This window comes from Streptomyces sp. NPDC042336, assembly GCF_055581985.1.
The window spans coordinates 84,894-108,932 of record NZ_JBVJEA010000008.1; the positions used below are offsets into that span (position 1 = coordinate 84,894).

A 24,039-nucleotide genomic window follows, 5' to 3' on the forward strand; every position below is an offset into this window, starting at 1 on the left:
GTCGCTGTCGTACCGGTCGTGTGGTCGGACCGGTCCCACCGCCGGGGCGGTGTGCCCACACCGTGCCCCGGGACGCCCGCCGTGCGGAACCTCGGAACTCCCAGGGTCACGTCCTGCCTTGGGGCGTGTACTCCTTGAGGTGGTGAGCGACGCGGTCGGCGTAGTCGCGGTACTTCGGGGGAACCCCGCCCGCGTCGTTCACCTTCCGGTACGACGTCCGGTACGCGACGGCGACCAGCACACCGCGGTCGCCCGGCAGGCCGGCGTCGAGGCGGGGCGTGATCCAGCACAGGTAACGGCCCATCGCCGGAATGGACTCGGCGGGCGGGAACGGCGGCTGGGGCACGGTCTCACCCGGGGTGCCGTCCTCGTTCATCCACCAGCGCAGCACGCTCGGGGTCCAACGGGCGATGCCGTACTCGTCCTTGGCCGGGTCGGCGAGGTCCGGGTCGAAGTCGCTCTCGACCTTCAGTATGGCCGCGATCAGGGCCGGGCTGACCTCCTGGTGCCCGCAGTCGTGCGCCGTCTCCACGATCAGCAGGCGGTAGGCGGGCGGCACGTCCCGGTCGGTGCGCAGCTCGGCCGCGCCGTAGGAGGCGGCGGCACTCGCGGTGGCGCCGGGGCGGTGGTCCGCGACGGGGCCCGGGCTGCCGTCGTCGGCCCAGCGGGCGGCGCCGTAGCCGAGCGCGGCGAGGGCGACGAGCACCGCGGCCGTGGCGGCCACGACCCCGCGCCGGGGGCGGGGGAGGGGGAGGGGCCGGAGCGGGAACCTTGCCGGGCCGTTCGCGCCCCCCGCCGCACCCGCCACCCGGCGCAGCAGGGCGTCGGTGCCGATCCGGTCGGCGTGCGTACGGGTCAGGCAGGCCCGCACGATCTCCCGCCACCCCGGCGGCAGTTCGGGGGACAGGCGCAGCTCGTGGGTGCCGCGGGCGTAGGCGACGGCGGCGTCGCGGCGGGCCGCCGGGGTGCCGCCGGGCAGCGGGAAGGAACCCGTGAGCACCAGGTGGGCCAGGACGCCGAAGGCCCACACGTCGGCGGACGGGCGGATCCGGCGGCCCCGTTCGCCGATCTCGGACCACAGCAGCTCGGGCGGTGTGTAGTCCGGGGTGGAGAAGGCGGGCGTGTACGCGTGGGTGCCCTCCAGCTCGGCGGCCATGTTGAAGTCGGCGAGCCGCACCGAACCGTCCGCCATCAGCAGCACGTTGGCCGGTTTCAGGTCGCCGTGCACCCAGCCCGCCCGGTGCAGCTGCTGCAGGCCCTCGCAGACCTGCGCGAGCAGCGCGGGCCCGGCGCGCGGGCGGGGAGTGGCGGCGAGCAGGGCGGACAGCGAGCCCTCGGCCCGCTCCAGGACGAGCACGGTGGCCCCGTCCAGCCGGGGGTGGGCGGGGTCGTCGACGGTGAGGGTCTCGTACATCCGGATCAGCCGGGGCCGCCGCAGCCGGCGCAGCAGCTCGACCTCGCGCTCGACCAGGTCCCGCAGGTGGGACAGCTGCCGCGGGGTGCCGGTACCGGTGGGCAGGAACTTCAGCGCGACGGTGCCGGGCGGGTCCTCGCCGGCGCCCCCGGCGCCGCCCCCGTCCGTACCGCCCCGGCCGGAGTCACCCGTGCCGTCCGTGCGCCGCGCCGCGTAGACGCTGCCGAAGGCGCCGGTCGCGAGGGGCTCGCGCACCTCCCAGGCGCCCACCCGGTACCCCCTGGGCACCGGGACGGCGTACGGCTCGGTCATCGCAGCGTCCGCCCGGACGGTGCCGCGAGGACCACCAGGTCGTCCTCGCGGACCAGGTCGAAGCGGAGCGCCAGCGAGACCAGCGACTCCTTCTTGCCGTTCAGCCGCGGACCCGGCTCGGCGGTCTCCGGGCCCGGCTTCAGCCGCAGCTTCACGGCGAGGTAGTCGATGTTCCACTGCACCGACGTACGCGAGGCGGCCGGCCAGGCGGGGCGGAGCCGCTCGACGACCTGGTCCATGGTCGGCAGCGGCGCGTGCGGCGCCCCGCGCAGCCTCGGCTCGCACAGCGCGGCCAGCACCGCGAAGTACCGCTTGGTGCGGTCGACGGAGAAGGCCGGGGCGGTCGGCTCGCCGTCGGCGCCGTTCTCGCCGCGCAGATAGTCGTGGCGCGGCGCCCACACCTCGACCGGGAGCAGGTCACCGGCGGCGGGCAGCACGATCCGCGAGAACTCGAAGGGCACCGGCGCGTCGAGGCGGCCCGGCGCCACCTTGATGTGCTCGCCCGCGCCCTCCGGGTTCTCCACCACGTAGGTCTGGTGGGCGGAGAGGTTGCTCAGGGTCCAGAAGGTGCCGTGCGCCGCGATCTCCCCGGCTCTGCGGGACACCCCGTCGTGCCCGATCCGCAGCCCGCCCTCGGGCACGGACCGTCCGAAGACGAGCCGTTCGCCTGGCGCGAGCCGGTACTGGGTGCGGGTGGGTTCGTCCTCCGTGGTCGGCGGAGGTACCACGATGATGCTGTACAAGGTGCGTCTCCCCGTGCCTGACGGCTACCCACGCCAGACTAGGACGACGCACCAGGGCCGTGCCCCCCTCGTACGGGTGAGACACGGCCCTGGATGGTGATTGGCGCGAACTGTTCAGTCGCCGGTACTCAGTAGCGGGGACGCTTGTACCAGGCCGAGCCGTTCGAGTTCCCGACGAACACGGCGACCAGGATGGCGAGCACCGTGTGGACCAGGCCCACGAGGATGAACGGGTACAGGCCGAGGATCGCGGTGACGATGGCGAAGATCAGAGTCGTTATGCGCACGCCGTTGCCGCCGCTGCCGACCTTGATCGCCAGTACGAGTGCGAACACTCCCCAGGCCAGCGCGAACGCCACGAGGCCCCACAGCATGCCGGACGAGTAGTCGGCCAGCTGCTGGAAGGCGGCGTCGTCCTTCAGGGCGTCGTCGTTCTTCGCGGCGTCCACGCTCGCGGCGCTGATGGCGAACAGGGCCACACCGACGAGCTGGAGGCCGAAAATGACCCACAGCATGACGCGGGCCGCGCTGACGGTGCCGGGCATCGAGGTCGGGGCGGCCGGGTAGCCGTAACCGGCCGACACCGGGGGAGCCTGGGGGTAGCCGTAGCCGGGCTGGCCCTGGGGCTGCTGCTGCGGGTAGCCGTAGTTCGGCTGCTGGCCGCCCTGCGGGGGGCCGTAGGGGTTGTTCGGATCGCCGAAACTCATGGCGGGACTTCCTCCGTCGCTGTCAAGTGCGGGGACGACGCGCGGCTCGACTCGGAGGAGAGTCTTCTCGAGCGGTTCGTCCCCCCGGTACGGCCCCGCGGCACTGTGCAGCCCAATCGTTCTTGACCGAACTCTTACTTGTCCAGCCCGTTCACAAGGCGTTGTGCAAGTGCAACAACATCGATCATGAGCGGATACGGCGGGACGTGTCCCGTGGCGTCCCGAAGGTTCCCGCGCGGTGCCCGCAGGCCGACCTGATTGGAACCGGGGGCCGGTCATCCGCGAGGATGGGGGGTATGACCGCCCAGATTCTCGATGGCAAGGCCACCGCAGCCGCGATCAAGTCCGAACTGACCGCCCGCGTGGCGGCGCTGAAGGAGAGGGGTGTCACACCCGGTCTCGGCACCGTCCTGGTCGGCGACGATCCAGGCAGCCAGAAGTACGTCGCCGGCAAGCACCGCGACTGCGCCCAGGTCGGCATCGCCTCCATCCAGCGCGAACTGCCGGCCACGGCCACGCAGGAGGAGATCGAGGCGGTCGTCCGCGAGCTGAACGAGGACCCGGCCTGCACCGGCTACATCGTCCAGCTGCCGCTGCCCAGGGGCATCGACGAGAACCGCATCCTCGAACTGATGGACCCGGACAAGGACGCGGACGGCCTGCACCCGATGAACCTGGGCCGCCTCGTGCTGAACGAGCCGGCGCCGCTGCCCTGCACCCCCAACGGCATCCTCACCCTCCTGCGCCGCTACGGCGTCGAGATCAAGGGCGCCGAGGTCGTGGTCGTCGGCCGCGGTGTCACCATCGGCCGCCCGATGCCGCTGCTGCTCACCCGGCGCAGCGAGAACGCCACCGTCACCCAGTGCCACACCGGCACCCGCGACCTGGCCGCCCACCTCAAGCGCGCGGACATCGTCATCGCCGCGGCCGGTTCCCCGCACCTGGTCCGCCCCGAGGACGTCAAGCCGGGCGCGGCCGTCCTCGACGTCGGCGTCTCCCGCAACGCCGAGGGCAAGATCATGGGCGACGTGCACCCCGGCGTGGCCGAGGTGGCCGCCTGGATCTCCCCGAACCCGGGCGGCGTCGGCCCGATGACCCGGGCCCAGCTGCTCGTCAACGTGGTGGAGGCGGCGGAGCGCAGTGCCGGCTGAGGGCACCGACGCCGAGCGCCCGGACGGCGCACGGGCCGGCCAGGACACCGGGACCTCGGGGACCCCGGGGACTTCGACTGCCTCGGCGGCCTCGGAAAGCGCCGGTGACCCGGCGGCCTCGCGGGCGTCGAAGGCCCCCGGCGCCTCGGGGAACGCGAAGGCCCCGGCGGACGCCGGGGACCCGGACGGCATCACCGTCCGCGACCCCGTCAGCGCTCCCGACGCCAAGGGACGGCCGCGGCGCGTCACCCGCCGGTTCCCGCTGTTCACCCGCGACACCGCACGCCCCGAGGGCGGCGGCCGGGCCGCGGGCCGCGACGCCCCGGCGCCCGCCCGGCAGTGGCCGGTGCTCGCGGTGGTGCTGGCGGTCGGGCTCGGCCTGCTGCTGACCGCCGTGGGCGTCTTCCGCTGGGGGACGCTGCTGATCGGCGCCGCGCTGCTCGCGGGCGCCGCACTGCGCTGGGTGCTGCCCGACGTCGGCATGCTCGCCGTGCGCTCGCGCTTCACGGACATCGTGACGTACGGCGTCTTCGGGCTCTCCATCGCGCTGCTGGCGCTGATGGCCCAGCCGGACCCGGTGCTGGAGATCCCGTTCCTCAAGGACACCCTGCACTTCACGGTCAGCTAGCGACGCGTACGACGGCCCGTCCTCACCCCCGTGGAAGGACGGGCCGCCGTCGACACCCACCCTCCTGCACGGCGAACGCCCTGTTCAACGCCTGGCAGGGCGCTGTGGCACGGAAGTGACCGTTCCGCTACTCCGCTACGCGAGTCGTTCTCGGGGGTTACGCGCCGGGCACGGGAACGCCGATGGGACACTGGACCACAGGCTGGTGGGCGTGCGACGGTGCACGTTCGCGGCCTCTGTGCTCCTGTGCGCCCCCACCCCGGGAACTGGGATCCTGACCGGGCGCATCCCTGTGGGTAGCCAGAACCAGGCACCGCGCGGGACGCCGCGCGCGGGGCCCAGCGGGGGAACGACCAGCACGACACCGGGGGAAGAGGGGGAAGCAGTGCCTCGTTGGAAGGCCTTGCCGGATGAACTCGATCCGCAGATCAGGGAGTTCACCAGTCAGCTGCGCCGGCTCGTGGACCGCAGCGAGCTGAGCGTCGCGTCGGTGGCCGACGCCACGGGCTACAGCAAGACGTCCTGGGAGCGCTATCTGAACGGCCGGCTGCTGGCGCCGAAGGGCGCCATCGTCGCCCTGGCCGAGGTGACGGAGACCAACCCCGTCCACCTGACCACCATGTGGGAGCTGGCCGAGCGCGCCTGGAGCCGCTCGGAGATGCGCCACGACATGACCATGGAGGCCATCCGGATCTCCCAGGCCCGCGCCGCGCTCGGCGAACTGGGCACGCCCACGGCCAAGTCGGGCAACGCCGGACCCGGTTCGGGCCACGGCGGCAGGAGCGGCAAGGGGAGCCGGACGGGCCGTCACGGTGGCGGCGCGGCCGCCGGGGTCGCCGGGCCGGCGGGCGTGTCGCCCACGCTGCCGCCGACGGTCCCGGCCCAGCCGACGGCCGCCGACAGTCCCGACTCGGTGCTCGGTGCGGTCCGGGACGCCGCCGGACCCGGTACCGCCCCCGTCCCCGTCTCCGGCGGAGCGACCGACGGAAACTCGTGGGGCCTCGCCGGATACCGGGGCCCCGCGCCGACCGGCGACCGCGCGTCCCGCCCCGGGCCCCGGACCGGCACCGGGGAGGCGGCGGGGCCGGCCGCGCCCGCCGCGCCGTACGGTGCCGGCACCGGTGCCGGTCCCGGCACCGCACCGTCGGGCACGTACGGCGAGCCACCGCAGGGCGGCCCCCGTCCGTCCCGCCGGTCCCCGGGCGGCGGGAACAAGCGGATGACCACCTTGGCCGCGGGCGTGGTCGGCGTCCTCGTCGTGATCGCGGGCGCCTTCTTCTTCCTGAACGACGGCGGCGACAAGAAGGACGAGGGCGCGAAACCCTCCCCGTCGCCCACCGTGAGCAGTGAACCGAAGCTGCCGCCGGGCGTGAAGTGCGGCGGCGACGCCTGTACCGGCAAGGACCCCGAGGTCATGGGCTGCGGCGGCGACCTGGTGACCACCGGCGCCAGCGCCGTCGTCGGCACGGCCGCGGTCGAGGTCCGGTACAGCAAGGTCTGCGGTGCCGCGTGGGCCCGCGTCACCCAGGCCGCACAGGGCGACGAGGTCCAGGTGAGCGCCGGCGGTGCGAACGAGCAGCGGGCGACGGTGGGCAACGCCGGTGACACCGTCGCGTACACGATGATGGTCGCCGTGGACTCCGCGACCGACGCCACCGCCTGCGCGACGCTGGCCTCCGGGCAGCAGGGCTGCACGAAGTAGGCGGGAGAGGCGCGGGCGGAGGGCCCGCGAAGGCGCGGGCGGCGGGCCCGCGAAGAAATCTCGCCCGCGGCAGGCATGCTCCGCGGTGTCCCGGGCACGCGAGAAGTACCCCCACGGGAGTCCGGCAACGGTATCCCCGAACGGCGGTCGCCTTCGTCCCCCCTCTCCCGGACAGGCGGCCGCCTCTTTCTCGTGCCCGGCCTCCGGCGCCCGGCCCGTGTCCCGGTTCCGCGCGCACGGGTGATCCGGCGGCGGTCCTGTGGGCCGGGCCACACCGACCCGGACGTGCCGGACACCACGGGCGCGATAGCCTGACGGCTGGATCGATCTCTTGATACCAAGAGATCGATCAAACGCCCGGGGCCGGGACGCCCCACCGCCAGCTGTCATACGGAGAACGCCATGACTCGCACTCCCGTGAACGTCACCGTCACCGGCGCGGCCGGCCAGATCGGTTACGCCCTGCTCTTCCGCATCGCCTCCGGCCAGCTGCTCGGCGCGGACGTGCCGGTCAAGCTGCGCCTCCTGGAGATCACTCCGGCGCTCAAGGCCGCCGAGGGCACCGCGATGGAGCTGGACGACTGCGCGTTCCCGCTCCTCCAGGGCATCGAGATCACCGACGACCCGAACGTCGCCTTCGACGGCGCCAACGTCGCCCTCCTCGTCGGCGCCCGCCCCCGCACCAAGGGCATGGAGCGCGGCGACCTCCTGGAGGCCAACGGCGGCATCTTCAAGCCGCAGGGCAAGGCCATCAACGACCACGCCGCGGACGACATCAAGGTCCTCGTCGTCGGCAACCCGGCCAACACCAACGCCCTGATCGCCCAGGCCGCCGCCCCGGACGTACCGGCCGAGCGCTTCACCGCGATGACCCGCCTCGACCACAACCGCGCGCTGACCCAGCTCGCGAAGAAGACGGGCTCGACGGTCGCCGACATCAAGCGCCTGACCATCTGGGGCAACCACTCCGCGACCCAGTACCCGGACATCTTCCACGCCACGATCGCCGGCAAGAACGCCGCCGAGACCGTCAACGACGAGAAGTGGCTGGCCGACGAGTTCATCCCGACCGTCGCCAAGCGCGGCGCCGCCATCATCGAGGCCCGCGGCGCCTCCTCGGCCGCCTCCGCCGCCAACGCCGCCATCGACCACGTGTACACGTGGGTCAACGGCACCGCCGAGGGCGACTGGACCTCCATGGGCATCCCGTCGGACGGCTCCTACGGCGTCCCGGAGGGCATCATCTCCTCCTTCCCGGTCACCACGAAGGACGGCTCGTACGAGATCGTCCAGGGCCTGGACATCAACGAGTTCTCCCGCGCCCGCATCGACGCCTCCGTCAAGGAGCTGTCGGAGGAGCGCGAGGCGGTCCGCGGTCTCGGCCTCATCTGAGCCCGCCCCGACGCCCGCACGGGCCCCGTTCCCGGCTCCGGCCGGGAACGGGGCCCGTGCCCGTTCCCGGCCTCCCGGCGCCCGTCTCCCGCGGTAGCGGTTGTCGCCGGATCCCTGTCCACCTGGTCGGCATGTGCCCCTTTTATTAGTGATGCGCCGCACTTTCGACGACCGAATCGGCATGCATACGGGGCAGTGGGGCAGGGGCTCACGGTCCCCGAGAGTGACACGTGTGTGACACAGGGGCGTTGACCAGGAACGGAAGGCACATCCCACCATGGCGAACAGAGCGGAAACCCGGACCGAGCGGGCCCACCGGACCATCCACGCGGGCGGCGAGTGGCTCGCGGCGTCCTCCGGCGCCACCCGCGAGATCCTCGATCCCGCGGACGCCCTGCCGTTCACCGTGGTCGCGGAGGGCGACGAGAAGGACACCGACCTCGCGGTGGCCGCCGCCCGGCGGGCCTTCGACACGGGCGAGTGGCCGCACACCCCGGTCGCCGGACGCGCCGCCCTGCTGCGCCGTGTCGCCGACCTCCTCGTGCGCGACCGCGAGGAGCTCGGCCTGCTGGAGAGCCGCGACGCGGGCAAGACCGTCGAGGAGGGGCGCGTCGACATCGACTGCGTCGCCGACGCCTTCCGCTACTTCGCGGACCTGGTCGCCGGCGAGGCCCCCGGCCGGGTCGTCGACGCGGGCTCGCCCGACATCCACAGCGTCGTCGTGCACGAGCCGGTCGGCGTCTGCGCGATGATCACTCCCTGGAACTACCCGCTCCTCCAGGCCAGTTGGAAGATCGCCCCGGCCCTCGCCGCCGGCAACACCTTCGTGATCAAGCCGAGCGAGATCACGCCGCTCACCACGATCGCCCTGATCGACCTGCTCGTCGAGGCCGGCCTCCCCACCGGCGTCGCGAACATCGTCACCGGCCCCGGCCACACCGTCGGCGCCCGGCTCGCCGAGCACCCCGACGTCGACCTGGTCTCCTTCACCGGCGGCCTGGCCAGCGGCACCAAGGTCGCCCAGGCCGCCGCCGTCACCGTCAAGAAGGTCGCCCTCGAACTCGGCGGCAAGAACCCCAACGTCGTCTTCGCCGACGCCTGCGGGACCGAGGAGGGCTTCGACACCGCCGTCGACCAGGCACTCAACGCCGCCTTCATCCACAGCGGCCAGGTCTGCTCCGCGGGCGGCCGCCTCATCGTCGAGGAGTCCGTCCGCGAACGCTTCGTCGCCGAACTCGCCCGCCGCGCCGGGATGATCCGCCTCGGCCGCGGCACCGAGGACGGTGTCGAGTGCGGGCCGCTCGTCTCCGCGCAGCAGCGCGCCAAGACCGAGGACTACGTCGCCTCCGCCCTCGCCGAGGGCGCCGTACTGCGCTGCGGCGGCAAGCGTCCCGAGCCGTCGCCCCAGCGGCCCGAGAGCGGCTACTTCTACGAGCCGACCGTCCTCGACCACTGCCACCGCGGGATGCGGGTGGTGCGGGAGGAGGTCTTCGGGCCGGTACTCACCGTCGAGACCTTCCGTACCGAGGACGAGGCCGTAGCCCTCGCCAACGACACCGAGTACGGTCTGGCCGGTGCCGTCTGGACCGCCGACGCGGGTCGGGCCCGCCGGGTCGCGGGCCGGCTGCGGCACGGCACCGTGTGGATCAACGACTTCCACCCCTACCTGCCGCAGGCGGAGTGGGGCGGCTTCGGCAAGAGCGGCGTCGGCCGCGAACTCGGCCCCGCCGGTCTGGCCGAGTACCGCGAGAGCAAGCACGTCTACCAGAACCTCGCGCCGAAGCCCGTCCGCTGGTTCGCCGGCTGACCCGCCCGTTCGCACCCGTCGCACCCCGTCCCCACTCCCCACTGGAGTACCCCCATGCCCGAAACCACCCAGGTCTACGACTACGTCGTCATCGGCGGCGGCACCGCGGGATCGGTGATCGCCTCCCGCCTCACCGAGAACCCGGACGTCACCGTCGCCGTCATCGAGGGCGGCCCCAGCGACGTCGGCCGCGAGGACGTGCTGACCCTGCGCCGCTGGATGGGCCTGCTCGGCGGCGAACTGGACTACGACTACCCCACCACCGAGCAGCCGCGCGGCAACTCGCACATCCGGCACAGCCGCGCCCGCGTCCTCGGCGGCTGCTCCTCGCACAACACCCTCATCGCCTTCAAGCCGCTGCCGTCCGACTGGGACGAGTGGGAGGCGGCCGGCGCCAAGGGCTGGGGCGCGGTGCAGATGGAGGCGTACTTCGCCCGGCTGAAGAACAACATCGTCCCGGTCGACGAGAAGGACCGCAACGCCATCGCCCGCGACTTCGTCGACTCGGCGCAGCACACGCTGGGCGTCCCCCGGGTGGAGGGCTTCAACAAGAAGCCGTTCACCGAGGGCGCCGGCTTCTTCGACCTCGCCTACCACCCCGAGAACAACAAGCGCTCGTCGGCGTCGGTGGCATACCTGCACCCCGTGATGGACGAGCGCGCCAACCTCACGCTGATGCTGGAGACCTGGGCGTACCGGCTCGAACTCGACGGCACCCGCGCCGCGGGCGTCCACGTCCGCACCAAGGACGGCCAGGAGATCCTGGTCAAGGCGAGGAACGAGGTCGTCCTCAGCGCCGGCGCCGTCGACTCGCCGCGTCTGCTGCTGCACTCCGGCATCGGCCCGAAGGACCAGCTGGAGGCCCTCGGCATACCCGTGGCGCTCGACCTGCCCGGCGTCGGCGAGAACCTGCTCGACCACCCCGAGTCGGTGATCGTGTGGGAGACCGACGGCCCCATCCCGGACAACTCCGCGATGGACTCCGACGCCGGCCTGTTCGTGCGCCGCGACCCCGAACACGCGGGCCCCGACCTGATGTTCCACTTCTACCAGATCCCCTTCACGGACAATCCGGAGCGACTGGGCTACGAGCGCCCCGAGTTCGGCGTCTCCATGACCCCGAACATCCCCAAGCCGAAGTCCCGCGGCCGCCTCTACCTCACCAGCGCCGACCCGTCCGTGAAGCCCGCCCTGGACTTCCGCTACTTCACCGACGAGGACGACTACGACGGCCGCACCCTCGTCGACGGCATCCGCATCGCCCGCGAGATCGCCGCGTCCCAGCCGCTGGCCGGCTGGCTCAAGCGCGAGGTCTGCCCCGGCCCGGACGTCACCGGCGACGAGGAGCTGAGCGAGTACGCCCGCAAGGTCGCCCACACCGTCTACCACCCGGCCGGCACCTGCCGGATGGGCGCCGCCACCGACGAACAGGCCGTCGTCGACCCCGAGCTGCGCGTCCGCGGCATCGAGGGCCTGCGGATCGCCGACGCGTCCGTCTTCCCGACCATGCCCGCCGTCAACCCGATGATCGGAGTCCTCATGGTCGGCGAGCGCGCCGTCGAGCTGATCGGCGGTGACGCCCGATGAGCGCGACCCCCGCCACCGCGGCCGCCGCCACCGACACCGTGGCCGAGCGCCCGCCGGTCTTCTCCGTGGACGGCCTGTGGAAGGTCTTCGGGCCCAAGGCCGCCCGCGTCCCCGCCGATCCGGACCTCACCGCCCTGAGCCCGGCCGAGCTGCGCTCCCGCACCGGCTGCACCGCCGCCGTCGCGGACGTCTCCTTCGACGTGCGCAAGGGCGAGGTCTTCGTCGTCATGGGCCTGTCGGGCTCCGGCAAGTCCACCCTCGTACGCTGCCTGACCCGCCTCATCGAGCCGACCGCCGGGTCCATCGCCATCGACGGCGAGGACGTCCGCGCGATGGACAGGTCCCGGCTGCGCGCCATGCGCAGGCATCGCGCCGCCATGGTCTTCCAGCACTTCGGCCTGCTGCCGCACCGCACGGTCCTGGACAACGTGGCCTACGGCCTGGAGGTCCAGGGCATGGGCCGAGCCGAGCGCCGCGAGCGCGCCGCCGGGATCGTCGCCAAGGTCGGCCTGGAGGGCCTGGAGCAGCGCCGCCCCGGCCAGCTCTCCGGCGGCCAGCGCCAGCGCGTCGGCCTCGCCCGCGCCCTCGCCGTCGACCCCGAGGTGCTGCTCTTCGACGAGCCGTTCAGCGCGCTCGACCCGCTGATCCGGCGGGACATGCAGGAGGAGGTCGTCCGGCTGCACCGCGAGGAGGGCCGCACGATGGTCTTCATCACCCACGACCTCCAGGAAGCCCTCAAGCTCGGCGACCGCATCGCCCTGATGCGCGACGGCCGGGTGGTGCAGCTCGGCACCCCGGAGGAGATCGTCGGCTCGCCCGCCGACGACTACGTCCGTGAGTTCGTCCGGGACGTCCCGCGCGAGCAGGTCCTGACCGTCCGCACGGCGATGCGCCCCGCCGCGAACGCCGACGAGGCGGGCACGGGTCCGGCGATCCGGCCCGGAGCCACCGTCTCGGAGGCCATCGAGGCCGTGGCCAGGGCGGGCTCCCCGGCCCGGGTGATGGACGAGGGCCGCTGCCTGGGCGTGGTGGACGCGGAGACCCTGCTGTCGGTGGTAGCCGACGTAGCTGTGGACACCCCTGACGCAGCACCGGCCACGCGCCGCGAGCCGACCGCCCCGGCCCCCGGCACCAGCGAGGAGCCGGTCTGATGGCAACGATCACCGCACAGGCCTCGCGGAAAGCCGCCCCGCCGGGCATCCTCAGCCGCAGAGCCGTCCGCAAGCTCCTCACCCTGGCCCTGGCGGCAGCCGTCCTCGTCCCCATAGCCGTCACGCAGTGGCCCGGCACCACCTGGCCCACCGCCCTCACCGTCGACGTCTCCGAACCCCTCGGCAAGACCAGCGACTGGATCATCGACAACCGGGACAGCCACCCGCTGTTCCTCTACTTCTTCGGCCACGTCAGCAACGTCGTCGTCCTCGCCGTACGCGCCGTGTACCTCGCCCTCCTCGCCGTCGGCTGGGCCGGGGTCACCGCGATCGGCGCCCTGGTCGCCTGGCGGGTGGCCGGCGTGAAGCTCGCCGCGGGCACCGCCGCGGCGTTCCTGGCCTGCGGCCTGCTCGGCATGTGGGTGCCCACCATGCAGACCCTGGCACTCATGGTCGTCGCGGTCCTCGCGTCGGTCGCCGTGGGCGCCCTGCTGGGCCTGGCCGCCGGCCTCTCCGACCGGATGGACCGCGTCCTGCGCCCGGTGCTCGACACCATGCAGGTGCTGCCCGCCTTCGCCTACCTCCTCCCCGTCGTCCTGGTCTTCGGCATCGGCGTCCCCGCCGCCGTCCTGGCCACCGTCGTCTACGCCGCCCCGCCCATGGCCCGGCTCACCTCGCTGGGCCTGCGCGGCGCGGACAAGGAGGTGCTGGAGGCCGTCGAGTCCCTCGGCACCACCGCCCGCCAGCGGCTGCTGACCGCCCGCATCCCGCTGGCCCGCAAGGAACTCCTCCTCGGCCTCAACCAGACGATCATGATGGCGCTGTCCATGGCCGTCATCGCCTCCGTCATCGGCGCCGGCGGCCTCGGTGACCGCGTCTACCAGGCGCTCGCCTCCGTCGACGTCGGCGCGGCACTCGCGGCGGGCATCCCGATCGTGCTGCTCGCCGTCGTCCTGGACCGCGTGACCGCAGCGGCGGGTCAGCGGCTCGGCGAGGCCGGGAAGTCCCCGGTGACCTGGCTGTACGCCCTGGTCGTCGCCGCGGCCGTCGCGCTCGCCGGGCGGCTGGCCGGACTCCTCGACTGGCCCGACGGATGGGAGGTGGACATCGCCGAGCCCGTCAACCGGGCCGTCGACTGGATGACCGCCCACCTGTACTCCGGCGTCCCCGTCGTCGGCGGCACCGCCGACTGGGCCGCGCACTTCACCAGCTGGGTCCTCAACCCGCTGCGGGACGGCCTCCAGTGGCTGCCCTGGTGGTCCGTACTCCTGATCGTCGCCGCCCTGGCCTGGCTGATCGGCACCTGGCGCACCGCGCTCACCGCCGTCCTCGCGATGGCCGCGATCGGCGTGCTCGGCGTGTGGGACCCGTCCCTGGACACGCTCTCGCAGGTGCTCGCCGCCGTCGCCGTGACCCTGGTCGTCGGCTTCGCCACCGGCATCGCCGCCGCCCGCAGCGACCGCTTCGAACGCCTGCTGCGGCCCGTGCTCGACGTCTTCCAGACGATGCCGCAGTTCGTGTACCTGATCCCGGTCGTCGCCCTGTTCGGCGTGGGCCGCGCGCCCGCCGCGGCCGCCGCGGTCGTCTACGCCCTGCCGGCCGTGGTCCGCATCACCGCCCAGGGCCTGCGCCAGGTCGACCCGGCCGCCCTGGAGTCGGCCCGCTCGCTCGGCGCCACCAGCGGCCAGCAGCTGCGCCAGGTCCAGCTCCCGCTGGCCCGCCCGGCCCTGCTGCTCGCCGTCAACCAGGGCGTCGTCCTGGTCCTCGCCGTCGTCATCATCGGCGGCCTGGTCGGCGGTGGCGCGCTCGGCTACCAGGTCGTCTTCGGCCTCGCCCAGGGCGACCTGGCGACCGGTCTGGTGGCGGGCGCCGCGATCGTCTGCCTCGGCCTGATGCTCGACCGCGTCACCCAGCCCACCGAACGCCGTACGAAGAAGGGCGCCTGAGATGTCCCGCAAGCGGATCGCGGCGGCCGCCGCCGTGCTGGTGCTGGCCACCGGCTGCGGCGCCGCCGACATGACCAAGCAGGCGTCCCCGTTCGCCAACGCCCAGGGGGCCAAGACCGTCACCCTGTCCGTGCAGTCCTGGGTCGGCGCCCAGGCCAACGTGGCCGTCGCCCAGTACCTGCTGGAGCACGAGCTGGGCTATCGCGTCGACACCGTCCAGGTCGACGAGGTCCCCGCCTGGGACGCGCTGAGCCAGGGCCGCGTGGACGCCATCCTGGAGGACTGGGGCCACCCCGAGCAGGAACAGCGCTACGTCCAGGACAAGAAGACCATCGCCGCCGGCGGCGACCTCGGCGTCACCGGGCACATCGGCTGGTTCGTCCCGACGTACTTCGCGAAGAAGCACCCGGACGTCACGAACTGGAAGAACCTCGACAAGTACGCCGACCTGCTGCGCACCGCGGAGAGCGGCGGCAAGGGCCAGCTCATGGACGGCTCCCCGTCCTACGTCACCAACGACAAGGCCCTGGTGAAGAACCTGGACCTGGACTACCAGGTCGTCTTCGCCGGATCCGAGGCCGCCCAGATCACCCAGATGCAGCAGTTCGCCAAGGAGAAGAAGCCCTTCCTGAGCTACTGGTACACCCCCCAGTGGCTGATGGAGAAGATCCCGATGACCGAGGTGAAGCTGCCGCCGTACGAGGAGGGCTGCGACGCCGACCCGGCGAAGGTCGACTGCGCCTACCCCGTCACCCCGCTGCAGAAGTACCTCAACGCCGGTTTCGCTGAGGACGGCGGCAAGGCCGCGGAGTTCCTCAAGAGGTTCAAGTGGACGACGGAGGACCAGAACCAGGTCTCCCTGATGATCGCCGAGCGGAAGATGCGGCCCGACGAGGCGGCGAAGAAGTGGGTGGACGGCCACGAGTCCGTCTGGAAGAAGTGGCTGTCCTGACCCTCACTTCGTCAGCTCCGCCGCGATCTCCCGCACCGCCCGCTCCGCGCGCCGCTGGAGACCCGGCCCGAACGTGACCCGGGTGGCCCCGAGTTCGCCGAGCTGGGCGGGCGAGGGGCCGTCCCCGGGCCGCGCGACGACGTTCACCGGCCCCTGGATGCCGGCCCGCAGCAGCGGCACCACGTCCACGGGGGCGCCGATCGGATACACGCAGTCGGCGCCCGCGGCGACGTACAGCGCGGCACGTTCAATGGCCCGGTCCGGGTCGGCGACGCCCCTGACGAACGTGTCGATCCGGGCGTTGACGAACAGCCGGTCCCCGGCCGCCGCCCGCACCTCGGCCAGCCACGCGGCGTGCTCGCGCGGGTCCTTGAGCACCCCGCCGGTGGAGTCCTCCAGGTTGCAGCCCACGGCCCCCGCCGTGAGCAGCCGCTCCACCAGTTCCCCGGGGGCCAGCCCGTACCCGTCCTCCACGTCCGCCGACACCGGGACGTCGACCGCCCGGGCGATCCGCGCGACCGCCGCGAACATCTCGTCGGCCGGGGTCCGCCCGTCCTCGTACCCGAGCGACGCGGCGACCCCGGCACTGGGCGTCGCCAGCGCCGGGAAACCGGCCTGAGCGAAGACGCGGGCGCTCGCCGCGTCCCAGGGGCCCGGCAGGACGAGCGGGTCGCCCGGAGCCCGGCCGTGGTGCAGGGCGCGGAAGGTGCCGGCCTCGCTCATGGTGTGTAACCCCCCGGCGGGATGCGGCGGCCGACCATCACCCGGTTCCAGCTGTTGATGACGGCGATCAGCCCGACGAGGTGGGCCAGCTCGCCGTCCGGGAAGTGCGCGGCGGCCCGCTCGTACACGGCGTCGGGCACGAAGCCCTCCGTCAGCACCGTCACCGCCTCGGTCAGCGCGAGCGCGGCCCGCTCCCGCTCGCTGTAGAGCTCCTCGGCCTCCTCCCAGGCGTCGAGCAGACCGAGCCGCTGCTCGCTCTCCCCGTTCTTCCGGGCCAGGGTGAGGTGCATGTCCAGGCAGAACGCGCAGTGGTTGAGCTGCGAGGCCCGGATCATCACCAGTTCGGCGAGCACGGGGTCGCCGAGCCCCTTCTTGGCCGCCGCGCTGAGCGCGGACATGGCCTGCGCGACCTCCCGGTCCAGGAGCCGCGTGCGGGCCGTCATCCGTGCTGTCCCGGCCGGTAGTGCCCCGGGGTCAGGCGGCAGGTCACGCCGAAGCGGTTCCAGGCGTTGATCACCGTGATGACGGCGATCAGCTGCGCCAGCTCCGGCTCCTCGAAGTGTTTCGCGACCCTCTCGTAGACCTCGTCGGGGACGAAGCCGTCCGTCAGCACGGTCACGGCCTCCGTCAGCTCCAGCGCCGCCAGCTCCTTCTCCGTGTAGAAGTGCCGCGACTCCTCCCAGGCGCTGAGCTGGATGATCCGCTCCACGCTCTCCCCGGCCGCGAGGGCGTCCTTGCTGTGCATGTCGATGCACAGGGCGCAGTGGTTGATCTGGGAGGCGCGGATCTTCACCAGCTCGTACAGCGTCGGATCCACCCCGCGCCGCGCGGCCGTGTCCAGCCGGATCATCGCCTTGTGCACCTCGGGTGCGTGCTTGGCCCACTCCAGCCGTACGGGCAGTTCGGAGGCGTGCTCCGCGGTCGTCGTCTCATCGTGGTGCGTCGTCATGCCCTCGACCCTAGGAACGAAGCAGCCCAGGGGTATGGTCCATTTCCATGGCGAATCCCTGGGCCACTCTCGGCGTCGACCTGCACCTGGAACCGGCCGGGCCGGGCCTGCGCCGCGGGCTGACCGACGCCCTGCGCGAGGCCGTCCGCACCGGCCGCCTGACCGCCGGCACCCGCCTGCCCTCCTCCCGCATCCTCGCCGCCGACCTAGGCATCGCCCGCAACACCGTCGCCGACGCCTACGCCGACCTCGTCGCCGAGGGCTGGCTCACCGCGCGCCAGGGCTCCGGCACCCGCGTCGCGGACCGCGCCGTCGTCCCGCCCGCAGGGTCGGCCCCGCGCCCCCGAGCCGGCACCCGCCCCGCCTACGACCTCCGCCCGGGCACGCCCGACCTGGCCTCCTTCCCGCGCGCGGAGTGGCTCAAGGCGGCCCGCCGCGCTCTCACCGCCGCCCCGCACGACGCCCTCGGCTACGGCGACCCCCGCGGGCGCCCGGAGCTGCGGACCGCTCTGGCCGGCTACCTCGCCCGGGCCCGCGGTGTGCGCGCCGACCCCGAACGCCTGGTGGTCCTCGGCGGGTTCGCGCACGGCCTGACCCTGCTCGCCGCCGTGCTGAGGGCGCGCGGCGTGCACACCGTCGCCGTCGAGTCGTACGGCCTCCACGTGCACCGCGACCTGCTGACCGCCGCCGGACTGCGCACCGTCCCGCTGCCCTTCGACGCGCGCGGCACCGACCCCGTCGGGCCGGCCGGCGCGGGCGCCGTGCTGCTCACCCCCGCCCACCAGTTCCCGATGGGCGTGCCCCTGCACCCCGACCGGCGGGCCGCCGTCGTGGACTGGGCGCGGCGCACCGGCGGCCTGGTCCTGGAGGACGACTACGACGGCGAGTTCCGCTACGACCGCCAGCCCGTCGGCGCCCTCCAGGGCCTGGACCCCGACCGCGTCGTCTACCTCGGTACCGCGAGCAAGTCCCTCGCCCCCGGCCTGCGGCTGGCGTGGGCCGTGCTCCCGCCGGGCCTCGCCGACGACCTCACGGCGTCCCGCGGGGGCCTCGACACCAGCGGCGTGCTGGACCAGCTGACCCTGGCCGAGTTCCTCACCTCCGGCGCCTACGACCGCCACGTCCGCTCCGCCCGCCTGCGCTACCGGCGCCGCCGGGACGCCCTGGTCGCGGCGCTCGCCGACCGCGCGCCCGAGGTGCGGGTCACCGGGATCGCGGCCGGTCTGCACGCCGTCCTCGGGCTGCCGCCCGGCACCGAGCAGCAGGTGGTCAGGGCGGCGGCCTGGCAGGGCCTCGCCCTGCACGGCCTGTCCGGCTTCCGGCACCCCGAGGCCGTGACCGAACCGCGGGACGCCGTGGTCGTCGGCTACGGCACCCCTCCCGACCATGGCTGGGCGGGGGCCCTGGACGCGCTGTGCCGGGCGCTGCCGTAGAGTCCACCCGCGGCGCGGGCCGTACACTCGATCGGCCCAACTGTCGTACAGGTGCTTGGACAACGGGGAGAAAAGGACATGGCAGAGACCCGGCGGCGGCTGCGGTCGAGCACCGTGGTGCTCGGCGGCATGGGAGTGCTCGCGGCGGCCCTGAGCGCCTGCGGTTCGGACCCCGACCGCAGGTGCGTGGACCGCGACAGCTACGACTACCTCAACGGCTACAAGGTCGTCGCCGACAAGAACTGCAAGTCCGGCTCGTCCGGCAGCTCCACCGGCAAGGGCCGCAAGACCTCACGCGCCACGGACGGCGACTGGTACTACGACGCCGACGTCAGCAACGGCTGGGCCGACTCCGGCACCTTCAGCCGGTCCGAGGCCGTCGACCGGGGCGGCTTCGGCTGCTCGGGCTCCGGCAGCGGCGGCGGTTGAGGACCGGGCCGTGGAACGCCGTACCACCGAACCCCGCCCCGGCTGGCAGCAGACCGTCGAGGAGCAGGGGCTGATCTACCCCCTGACCCGCTACCCGGACGACTCCCTGCGCCCCTACTGGGACGAGAGCGCCTACTACGTCTTCTCCCTGCCGGAGGTCGAGGCGCTGGAGGAGGTCGTCGAGGAACTGCACCGCATGTGCCTGGCGGCCGCCGGACACATCGTCGCCGCGGACCGCTTCGCCGACCTGGGCATCACCGACCCGCGCGTGGTCCGCGCGGTCACCGAGGCCTGGCACCGCCGCGCGGAACTCCCCTCCGTCTACGCCCGCTTCGACCTGCGCTACGACGGCACGGGACCGGCCAAGCTCCTGGAGTACAACGCCGACACCCCGACCTCACTGGTCGAAGCGGCCTCTCCGCAGTGGTTCTGGATGGAGGAACGCTTCCCCGGCGCCGACCAGTGGAACTCGCTCCACGAGCGCCTCGTCGACGCCTGGAAGAAGCAGGCCGCCCTCCTCCCGCCGGGCAGCCCCCTGTACTTCGCGCACTCCTCGGACGACGAACTCGGCGAGGACCTGATGACGGTCGCCTACCTCAAGGAGACCGCCGAGCAGGCCGGCCTGGCCACCGACTGGATCTCCATGGAGGAGATCGGCTGGGACCGCCTCTCCGGCCGCTTCGTCGACAACAAGCTGCGTTTCATCCGCAGCCTCTTCAAGCTCTACCCCTGGGAGTGGCTCACCACCGACCGCTTCGCCGGCCACGTCCTGGACACCCTGGACAACGGCGGCGGTACCGGCACCACCCTGTGGATCGAGCCCGCCTGGAAGATGCTGCTCAGCAACAAGGCCCTGCTGGCCATCCTCTGGGAGCTGTACCCCGGCCACCCGAACCTCCTGGCCGCCTACCTGGACGGCCCGCGCGAGCTGGCCACCGGCACCGGCTGGGTCACCAAGCCCCTCCTGGGCCGCGAGGGCGCCGGCGTCACGATCCACGACCCCGGCACCGACCCGGCCCCGCGCCCCGAGCCCTGCTGCTACCAGGAACTGGCCCCTCTGCCCGACTTCGACGGCAACCGGGTCGTCCTGGGCGCCTGGGTGGTGGAGGACGAGTCGGCGGGCCTGGGCATCAGGGAGTCCTCCGGCCTGGTGACGGACGAGTACGCCCGCTTCCTGCCCCACGTGATCCTGTGACGCGGCTCAGGACGCGGGCGGGAAGACGAAGAAGCCGTTCACCTCGCCGCCCGGCCCGGCGTTGAACGCGCCGACCCAGCCGTAGCCGGTCGGCCCGTTGAAGCGGGGCATGAGACGGTCGGAGAGGTCCTTGGCCAGGACCTTCTTGGTGCGGGCGTCCACGGCCAGCAGGGTTTCGGTCTCCAGGGTCTTGCCGTACAGGACGCTGCCGGTACCGGAGAACCACAGAGGCACCAGGGCGTTCTCGCCCTCGCCCTGGGACCACAGAGCCCTGCCGTCGGCGACCCGTACCACCGACGCCACGTCGTCGGTGAAGAGGGCGGCCAGATCGCCCCGGGGACTGAACTCCGCGTCCTCGTCGCCCTCGAAGGAGGTGACGGCCTCGGGACCGCCGGCCAGGTCGTACGTGGCGAAGACCCCGCTGCGGCCGAAGGGGCTCACGTCCCACACGGTGAGCACCTTGCCGTCGGAGACCCGCAGCACGGACAGCTCCCCGGTCTTCCCGTCGTCCCGGACCCAGGCACCCTCGGGCGGTGTCACCTTCGCGCTGTCCCAGACCTTCTTCCCGTCGGCCACGCCGTAGAGGCTGATCCGCGGGGAGAGACCGGTGTCATCGAAGCCGGGATAGTAACCGTCGGTGATCAGCGGTGCGAACAGGTCGTTGCCGCCGTTGGCGAGGACCTTCGCGGTGCTCGGCACGAACCCGCAGCCGCTCTCGAAGCCCTCGCAGGGGACGGTGCGGGCGGTGCCGCCCTCGACGGGGGTGAGCCGGATGGTGTCACCGCTCGTCTCGACCAGATGGCCCTCGGCGATGAAGCTCCGGCCGGCGCTCACCTTCGAGTCCGACGAGTCCTCCTCCGCCTCCCGCTCGGGCAGCTCCGCCTTTCCGAGCAGGCCGCCCGCGCTGTCGTACAGAGCGGCGGTCGTGCTGGTCCTTGCCTTGGTCAGCCCGTCGGACTCGGTCGTCGTCGAGGTCGTGACCGCGACGGCCGGCCGGCCCCCGTGCCAGGTGGTGAGGGTGACCGAATCGGTCTTCACCCGCAGCTCCTTGCGGACGGCACCGGTCTTGACGTCCCTGAACTCCAGGACGAGGTTCTCGGGCGTGTCCGAGCTGTACAGCCAGGTCGCCGCCGGTCCGTCCTCGATGTCCGGAGTCTCGTCGGACACGTAGTCGCCCTGAGCGTCCTTGGCGAAGAGGAGCGTGTCGCCGAGGTCCAGCACCACGGGAATGCTCATGGGGCCGTCGACCGGGAGGCTCCAGGCGGCCTGCCGGGCGAGCCCCGGCAGTGCGGGCCCCTTGTAGGCGGGACCCTTCTCGGCCGCTCCGCCCTCCGCCGGGGCCTCGGCACTCCTGCCGCCCCCGCCTCCGGCGCCTCCGTCGGCGCCGTCGGACGAGCTGCATCCGGCCAGCAGCCCCGCCGTCAGCACCAGACCCGCCAGCGCGGCCACCGTGTGCCGGGATGGCAGGACGCGCCGTGCGCCGAGCCCTCCGAGTGCCTTCTTCTCGCCGTTCTCCACCCGCATGTGCCCGAATCCCCCATCGCCGAGCTCCTCCGCCCGGCGCGCAGGGACGATGCGTGCTCCGTACTCGTCGTCCCCGGGGGGCGGTTGATCGAAAGCGCATCCTAATCGAGGGAGGACGCCGGCACGGGACTCCTTTCCCACTCCCTCCCGGCCTTCTCGGTCGGTGGACGCCGACGCCTCCCGCCCGTCGCGCCCGGTAGGCTGGCCGCGGACCGTGACTGGCGCGCTGGGATGGGATGGACCATCGGGGAGCGGTCCCTGAGCAGACAGTGCCGTGCGCCTGGGCCGAACCGTGAACCGTGTACGCCGCGAGCCACGCCATCCGGAGGCCGTCATGTCCGACCAGCAGCCCCTCTCGACCGAGTCCACCGCCTACCGCGCCGCCCTCGACGTGATCCGCGCCGTCGAACCCCGCGTGGCGGACGCCATCGGCCAGGAGGTCGCCGACCAGCGCGAGATGCTCAAGCTGATCGCCTCCGAGAACTACGCCTCCCCGGCCACCCTGCTGGCGATGGGCAACTGGTTCAGCGACAAGTACGCCGAGGGCACCATCGGCCGCCGCTTCTACGCCGGCTGCCGCAACGTCGACACCGTCGAGTCCCTCGCCGCCGAGCACGCCCGCGAGCTGTTCGGCGCCCGCCACGCCTACGTCCAGCCGCACTCCGGCATCGACGCCAACCTGGTCGCCTTCTGGGCCGTCCTCGGCGCCCGCGTCGAGGTGCCCTTCCTGGAGAAGACCGGCGCCCGCCAGGTCAACGACCTGACCGACGCCGACTGGGCCGAGCTGCGCCAGGCCTTCGGCAACCAGCGGATGCTCGGCATGTCCCTGGACGCCGGCGGCCACCTCACCCACGGCTTCCGTCCGAACATCTCCGGCAAGATGTTCGACCAGCGGTCCTACGGCACCGACCCGGCCACCGGCCTGATCGACTACGAGGCCCTGCGCGCCTCCGCCCGCGAGTTCAAGCCGCTGATCATCGTCGCGGGCTACTCCGCGTACCCCCGGCTGGTGAACTTCCGGATCATGCGCGAGATCGCCGACGAGGTCGGCGCGACCCTCATGGTCGACATGGCGCACTTCGCCGGACTGGTCGCGGGCAAGGTGCTCACCGGCGACTTCGACCCGGTCCCGCACGCCCAGATCGTGACGACGACCACGCACAAGTCGCTGCGCGGCCCGCGCGGCGGCATGGTCCTGTGCGACGACTCGCTCAAGGACCAGGTCGACCGCGGCTGCCCGATGGTCCTCGGCGGTCCGCTCCCGCACGTCATGGCCGCCAAGGCCGTCGCCCTCGCCGAGGCCCGGCAGCCCGCGTTCCAGGACTACGCGCAGCGCATCGTCGCCAACGCCCGGGCCCTCGCCGAGGGCCTGACCAGGCGCGGCGCCACCCTGGTGACCGGCGGCACGGACAACCACCTGAACCTGATCGACGTGGCGTCCTCCTACGGCCTCACCGGCCGTCAGGCCGAGGCCGCGCTCCTCGACTCCGGCATCGTCACCAACCGCAACGCCATCCCCGCCGACCCGAACGGCGCCTGGTACACCTCCGGCATCCGCATCGGCACCCCGGCGCTGACCACACGCGGTCTCGGCACCGCGGAGATGGACGAGGTCGCGGGCCTGATCGACCGGGTCCTGACCACGACGGAGCCCGGCACCACCAAGTCCGGCGCCCCGTCCAAGGCCTCGCACGTCCTCGACGCGAAGGTCGCCGACGAGATCTCGCACCGCGCGACCGACCTGGTGGCCGGCTTCCCGCTGTACCCGGAGATCGACCTCGGCTGAGCGCCCGGGAGCCTCCGGCCCGGGGGCTCTAGAGGTCGATCAGCTCCTGACGCGGCTCCCCGCGCGGCGGCCCGGCACGGTACCGGGCCGCCGCGCGGCGTACCAGCAGCGTCCCCGCGACGCCCGCCCCGAGCCCGGCGGCGGCCCACCACACGCCGTCCGGCCCGCCGTCGCCCCCCTTCGCCCTGGGCGCCGGTCCCGTCCTCCGCGAAGAAGCCCTCGTCGGCCAGCCACGCGTAGGTGTCCCGGGGCACCCGGTGCCAGCGGATGTCGTCGTCCGCCACGTCCGGCGCCGGGTCCGTGCGCACCCACGGCGTGCCGTCCTCGGCCAGGAAGAGCTGGTCCTGCCGCAGCATCGCCACGTCCCCGCCCGGCGCCCGCTCCGTCTGCGGCCACCCCCCTACGCCGGTCAGCCCCCACAGCACCGTGAACTCCACCGGGGGGGCGGCGGTCCCGCGTCCACTCCCGCGGAACCGGCTCGGTCTCCGGGCGCGACGGTTCGAGCAGG

Annotated in this window: 20 protein-coding genes and 1 riboswitch; of the genes, 13 read left to right on the forward strand and 7 right to left on the reverse strand. The window is 73.1% G+C overall.

Annotation, left to right across the window (positions count from 1 at the left end):
• Nucleotides 1-106 precede the first annotated feature (106 nt).
• The 3 genes from ACZ6IM_RS19005 to ACZ6IM_RS19015 form a co-directional block, all read right to left on the reverse strand.
• Nucleotides 107-1,726 (reverse strand): serine/threonine protein kinase, encoded by a 1,620-nt coding sequence (locus ACZ6IM_RS19005; protein WP_469557670.1) that lies wholly within the window; start codon nt 1,724-1,726, stop codon nt 107-109.
• Nucleotides 1,723-2,469, reverse strand: a complete 747-nt coding sequence (locus ACZ6IM_RS19010) for an FHA domain-containing protein (RefSeq protein WP_052839775.1) — start codon at nt 2,467-2,469, stop codon at nt 1,723-1,725. The genes ACZ6IM_RS19005 and ACZ6IM_RS19010 overlap by 4 nt, the downstream gene beginning before the upstream one ends.
• A gap of 128 nt (nt 2,470-2,597) precedes the next feature.
• Nucleotides 2,598-3,176, reverse strand: a complete 579-nt coding sequence (locus ACZ6IM_RS19015; RefSeq protein ID WP_052839774.1) for a hypothetical protein — start codon at nt 3,174-3,176, stop codon at nt 2,598-2,600.
• A gap of 296 nt (nt 3,177-3,472) precedes the next feature.
• Here ACZ6IM_RS19015 and ACZ6IM_RS19020 point away from each other — a divergent pair, with 296 nt between their 5' ends.
• The 9 genes from ACZ6IM_RS19020 to ACZ6IM_RS19060 all read left to right on the forward strand — a co-directional run bounded on the left by ACZ6IM_RS19020 (nt 3,473) and on the right by ACZ6IM_RS19060 (nt 15,492).
• Nucleotides 3,473-4,327 carry a bifunctional methylenetetrahydrofolate dehydrogenase/methenyltetrahydrofolate cyclohydrolase gene (locus ACZ6IM_RS19020; RefSeq protein ID WP_003974148.1) on the forward strand — a complete coding sequence of 285 codons (855 nt, stop codon included), beginning with the start codon at nt 3,473-3,475 and terminating at the stop codon, nt 4,325-4,327.
• The gene (locus ACZ6IM_RS19025; RefSeq protein ID WP_469557672.1) at nt 4,317-4,955 is read left to right on the forward strand and encodes a DUF3017 domain-containing protein; all 639 of its coding nucleotides are present in this window, start codon (nt 4,317-4,319) and stop codon (nt 4,953-4,955) included. Before ACZ6IM_RS19020 ends, ACZ6IM_RS19025 begins: the two co-directional genes overlap by 11 nt.
• A 403-nt stretch (nt 4,956-5,358) precedes the next feature.
• Entirely contained in the window at nt 5,359-6,657 is a 1,299-nt protein-coding gene (locus ACZ6IM_RS19030) for a helix-turn-helix domain-containing protein (RefSeq protein ID WP_469557675.1), read from the forward strand.
• Nucleotides 6,658-7,059: 402 nt separating this feature from the next.
• Complete coding sequence (locus ACZ6IM_RS19035) at nt 7,060-8,049, forward strand: malate dehydrogenase (protein WP_052839772.1); 990 nt, start codon at nt 7,060-7,062, stop codon at nt 8,047-8,049.
• 277 nt (nt 8,050-8,326) lie between these two features.
• A complete protein-coding gene (locus tag ACZ6IM_RS19040) occupies nt 8,327-9,856 on the forward strand; it encodes an aldehyde dehydrogenase family protein (RefSeq protein ID WP_052839771.1) in 1,530 nt (509 codons plus the stop codon).
• A 54-nt stretch (nt 9,857-9,910) separates the two neighbouring features.
• Entirely contained in the window at nt 9,911-11,443 is a 1,533-nt protein-coding gene (locus tag ACZ6IM_RS19045) for a GMC family oxidoreductase (RefSeq protein ID WP_052839770.1), read from the forward strand.
• Nucleotides 11,440-12,594 (forward strand): quaternary amine ABC transporter ATP-binding protein, encoded by a 1,155-nt coding sequence (locus ACZ6IM_RS19050; RefSeq protein ID WP_469557677.1) that lies wholly within the window; start codon nt 11,440-11,442, stop codon nt 12,592-12,594. The genes ACZ6IM_RS19045 and ACZ6IM_RS19050 overlap by 4 nt, the downstream gene beginning before the upstream one ends.
• The gene (locus ACZ6IM_RS19055; RefSeq protein WP_469557679.1) at nt 12,594-14,540 is read left to right on the forward strand and encodes an ABC transporter permease; all 1,947 of its coding nucleotides are present in this window, start codon (nt 12,594-12,596) and stop codon (nt 14,538-14,540) included. Before ACZ6IM_RS19050 ends, ACZ6IM_RS19055 begins: the two co-directional genes overlap by 1 nt.
• A gap of 1 nt (nt 14,541) precedes the next feature.
• Nucleotides 14,542-15,492: an ABC transporter substrate-binding protein gene (locus ACZ6IM_RS19060; protein WP_469557681.1), complete on the forward strand. Its 951-nt coding sequence runs from the start codon at nt 14,542-14,544 to the stop codon at nt 15,490-15,492.
• Between the two features lie 3 nt (nt 15,493-15,495).
• On the opposite strand, the gene ACZ6IM_RS19065 is transcribed toward ACZ6IM_RS19060, so the two are convergent.
• Genes ACZ6IM_RS19065 through ACZ6IM_RS19075 form a run of 3 tightly spaced genes read right to left on the reverse strand, consistent with a single transcriptional unit; the run spans nt 15,496 to nt 17,164 of the window.
• Entirely contained in the window at nt 15,496-16,215 is a 720-nt protein-coding gene (locus ACZ6IM_RS19065; protein WP_469557682.1) for an isocitrate lyase/PEP mutase family protein, read from the reverse strand.
• Complete coding sequence (locus ACZ6IM_RS19070) at nt 16,212-16,658, reverse strand: carboxymuconolactone decarboxylase family protein (RefSeq protein WP_052839765.1); 447 nt, start codon at nt 16,656-16,658, stop codon at nt 16,212-16,214. The genes ACZ6IM_RS19065 and ACZ6IM_RS19070 overlap by 4 nt, the downstream gene beginning before the upstream one ends.
• Nucleotides 16,655-17,164 (reverse strand): carboxymuconolactone decarboxylase family protein, encoded by a 510-nt coding sequence (locus ACZ6IM_RS19075; protein ID WP_469557684.1) that lies wholly within the window; start codon nt 17,162-17,164, stop codon nt 16,655-16,657. The genes ACZ6IM_RS19070 and ACZ6IM_RS19075 overlap by 4 nt, the downstream gene beginning before the upstream one ends.
• 47 nt (nt 17,165-17,211) lie before the next feature.
• Here ACZ6IM_RS19075 and pdxR point away from each other — a divergent pair, with 47 nt between their 5' ends.
• The 3 genes from pdxR (at nt 17,212) to ACZ6IM_RS19090 (ending at nt 20,221) form a co-directional block, all read left to right on the forward strand.
• A complete protein-coding gene (gene pdxR, locus ACZ6IM_RS19080; protein WP_469557686.1) occupies nt 17,212-18,597 on the forward strand; it encodes a MocR-like pyridoxine biosynthesis transcription factor PdxR in 1,386 nt (461 codons plus the stop codon).
• A gap of 78 nt (nt 18,598-18,675) precedes the next feature.
• A complete protein-coding gene (locus ACZ6IM_RS19085; RefSeq protein WP_469557688.1) occupies nt 18,676-19,026 on the forward strand; it encodes a hypothetical protein in 351 nt (116 codons plus the stop codon).
• 10 nt (nt 19,027-19,036) lie between these two features.
• Nucleotides 19,037-20,221: a glutathionylspermidine synthase family protein gene (locus ACZ6IM_RS19090; RefSeq protein WP_469557689.1), complete on the forward strand. Its 1,185-nt coding sequence runs from the start codon at nt 19,037-19,039 to the stop codon at nt 20,219-20,221.
• A gap of 6 nt (nt 20,222-20,227) precedes the next feature.
• On the opposite strand, the gene ACZ6IM_RS19095 is transcribed toward ACZ6IM_RS19090, so the two are convergent.
• Entirely contained in the window at nt 20,228-21,745 is a 1,518-nt protein-coding gene (locus ACZ6IM_RS19095) for a hypothetical protein (RefSeq protein ID WP_469557691.1), read from the reverse strand.
• A gap of 204 nt (nt 21,746-21,949) precedes the next feature.
• Nucleotides 21,950-22,038: riboswitch (ZMP/ZTP riboswitch) on the forward strand.
• 41 nt (nt 22,039-22,079) lie between these two features.
• Between ACZ6IM_RS19095 and ACZ6IM_RS19100 the strand changes: the two genes are divergently transcribed.
• A complete protein-coding gene (locus ACZ6IM_RS19100; RefSeq protein WP_469557693.1) occupies nt 22,080-23,531 on the forward strand; it encodes a glycine hydroxymethyltransferase in 1,452 nt (483 codons plus the stop codon).
• Nucleotides 23,532-24,039: the final 508 nt, after the last annotated feature.

Excerpts from the sequence above, each read along its gene's own strand:
- ACZ6IM_RS19015 (WP_052839774.1), bottom strand. The coding sequence starts at position 3,176 with ATGAGTTTCGGCGATCCGAACAACCCCTACGGCCCCCCGCAGGGCGGC.
- ACZ6IM_RS19040 (WP_052839771.1), top strand. The coding sequence starts at position 8,327 with ATGGCGAACAGAGCGGAAACCCGGACCGAGCGGGCCCACCGGACCATC.
- ACZ6IM_RS19070 (WP_052839765.1), bottom strand. The coding sequence starts at position 16,658 with ATGACGGCCCGCACGCGGCTCCTGGACCGGGAGGTCGCGCAGGCCATG.
- ACZ6IM_RS19050 (WP_469557677.1), top strand. The coding sequence starts at position 11,440 with ATGAGCGCGACCCCCGCCACCGCGGCCGCCGCCACCGACACCGTGGCC.
- ACZ6IM_RS19020 (WP_003974148.1), top strand. The coding sequence starts at position 3,473 with ATGACCGCCCAGATTCTCGATGGCAAGGCCACCGCAGCCGCGATCAAG.
- pdxR (WP_469557686.1), top strand. The coding sequence starts at position 17,212 with ATGGCGAATCCCTGGGCCACTCTCGGCGTCGACCTGCACCTGGAACCG.
- ACZ6IM_RS19100 (WP_469557693.1), top strand. The coding sequence starts at position 22,080 with ATGTCCGACCAGCAGCCCCTCTCGACCGAGTCCACCGCCTACCGCGCC.
- ACZ6IM_RS19035 (WP_052839772.1), top strand. The coding sequence starts at position 7,060 with ATGACTCGCACTCCCGTGAACGTCACCGTCACCGGCGCGGCCGGCCAG.
- ACZ6IM_RS19060 (WP_469557681.1), top strand. The coding sequence starts at position 14,542 with ATGTCCCGCAAGCGGATCGCGGCGGCCGCCGCCGTGCTGGTGCTGGCC.
- ACZ6IM_RS19085 (WP_469557688.1), top strand. The coding sequence starts at position 18,676 with ATGGCAGAGACCCGGCGGCGGCTGCGGTCGAGCACCGTGGTGCTCGGC.
- ACZ6IM_RS19055 (WP_469557679.1), top strand. The coding sequence starts at position 12,594 with ATGGCAACGATCACCGCACAGGCCTCGCGGAAAGCCGCCCCGCCGGGC.
- ACZ6IM_RS19095 (WP_469557691.1), bottom strand. The coding sequence starts at position 21,745 with ATGCGGGTGGAGAACGGCGAGAAGAAGGCACTCGGAGGGCTCGGCGCA.
- ACZ6IM_RS19065 (WP_469557682.1), bottom strand. The coding sequence starts at position 16,215 with ATGAGCGAGGCCGGCACCTTCCGCGCCCTGCACCACGGCCGGGCTCCG.
- ACZ6IM_RS19045 (WP_052839770.1), top strand. The coding sequence starts at position 9,911 with ATGCCCGAAACCACCCAGGTCTACGACTACGTCGTCATCGGCGGCGGC.
- ACZ6IM_RS19005 (WP_469557670.1), bottom strand. The coding sequence starts at position 1,726 with ATGACCGAGCCGTACGCCGTCCCGGTGCCCAGGGGGTACCGGGTGGGC.
- ACZ6IM_RS19075 (WP_469557684.1), bottom strand. The coding sequence starts at position 17,164 with ATGACGACGCACCACGATGAGACGACGACCGCGGAGCACGCCTCCGAA.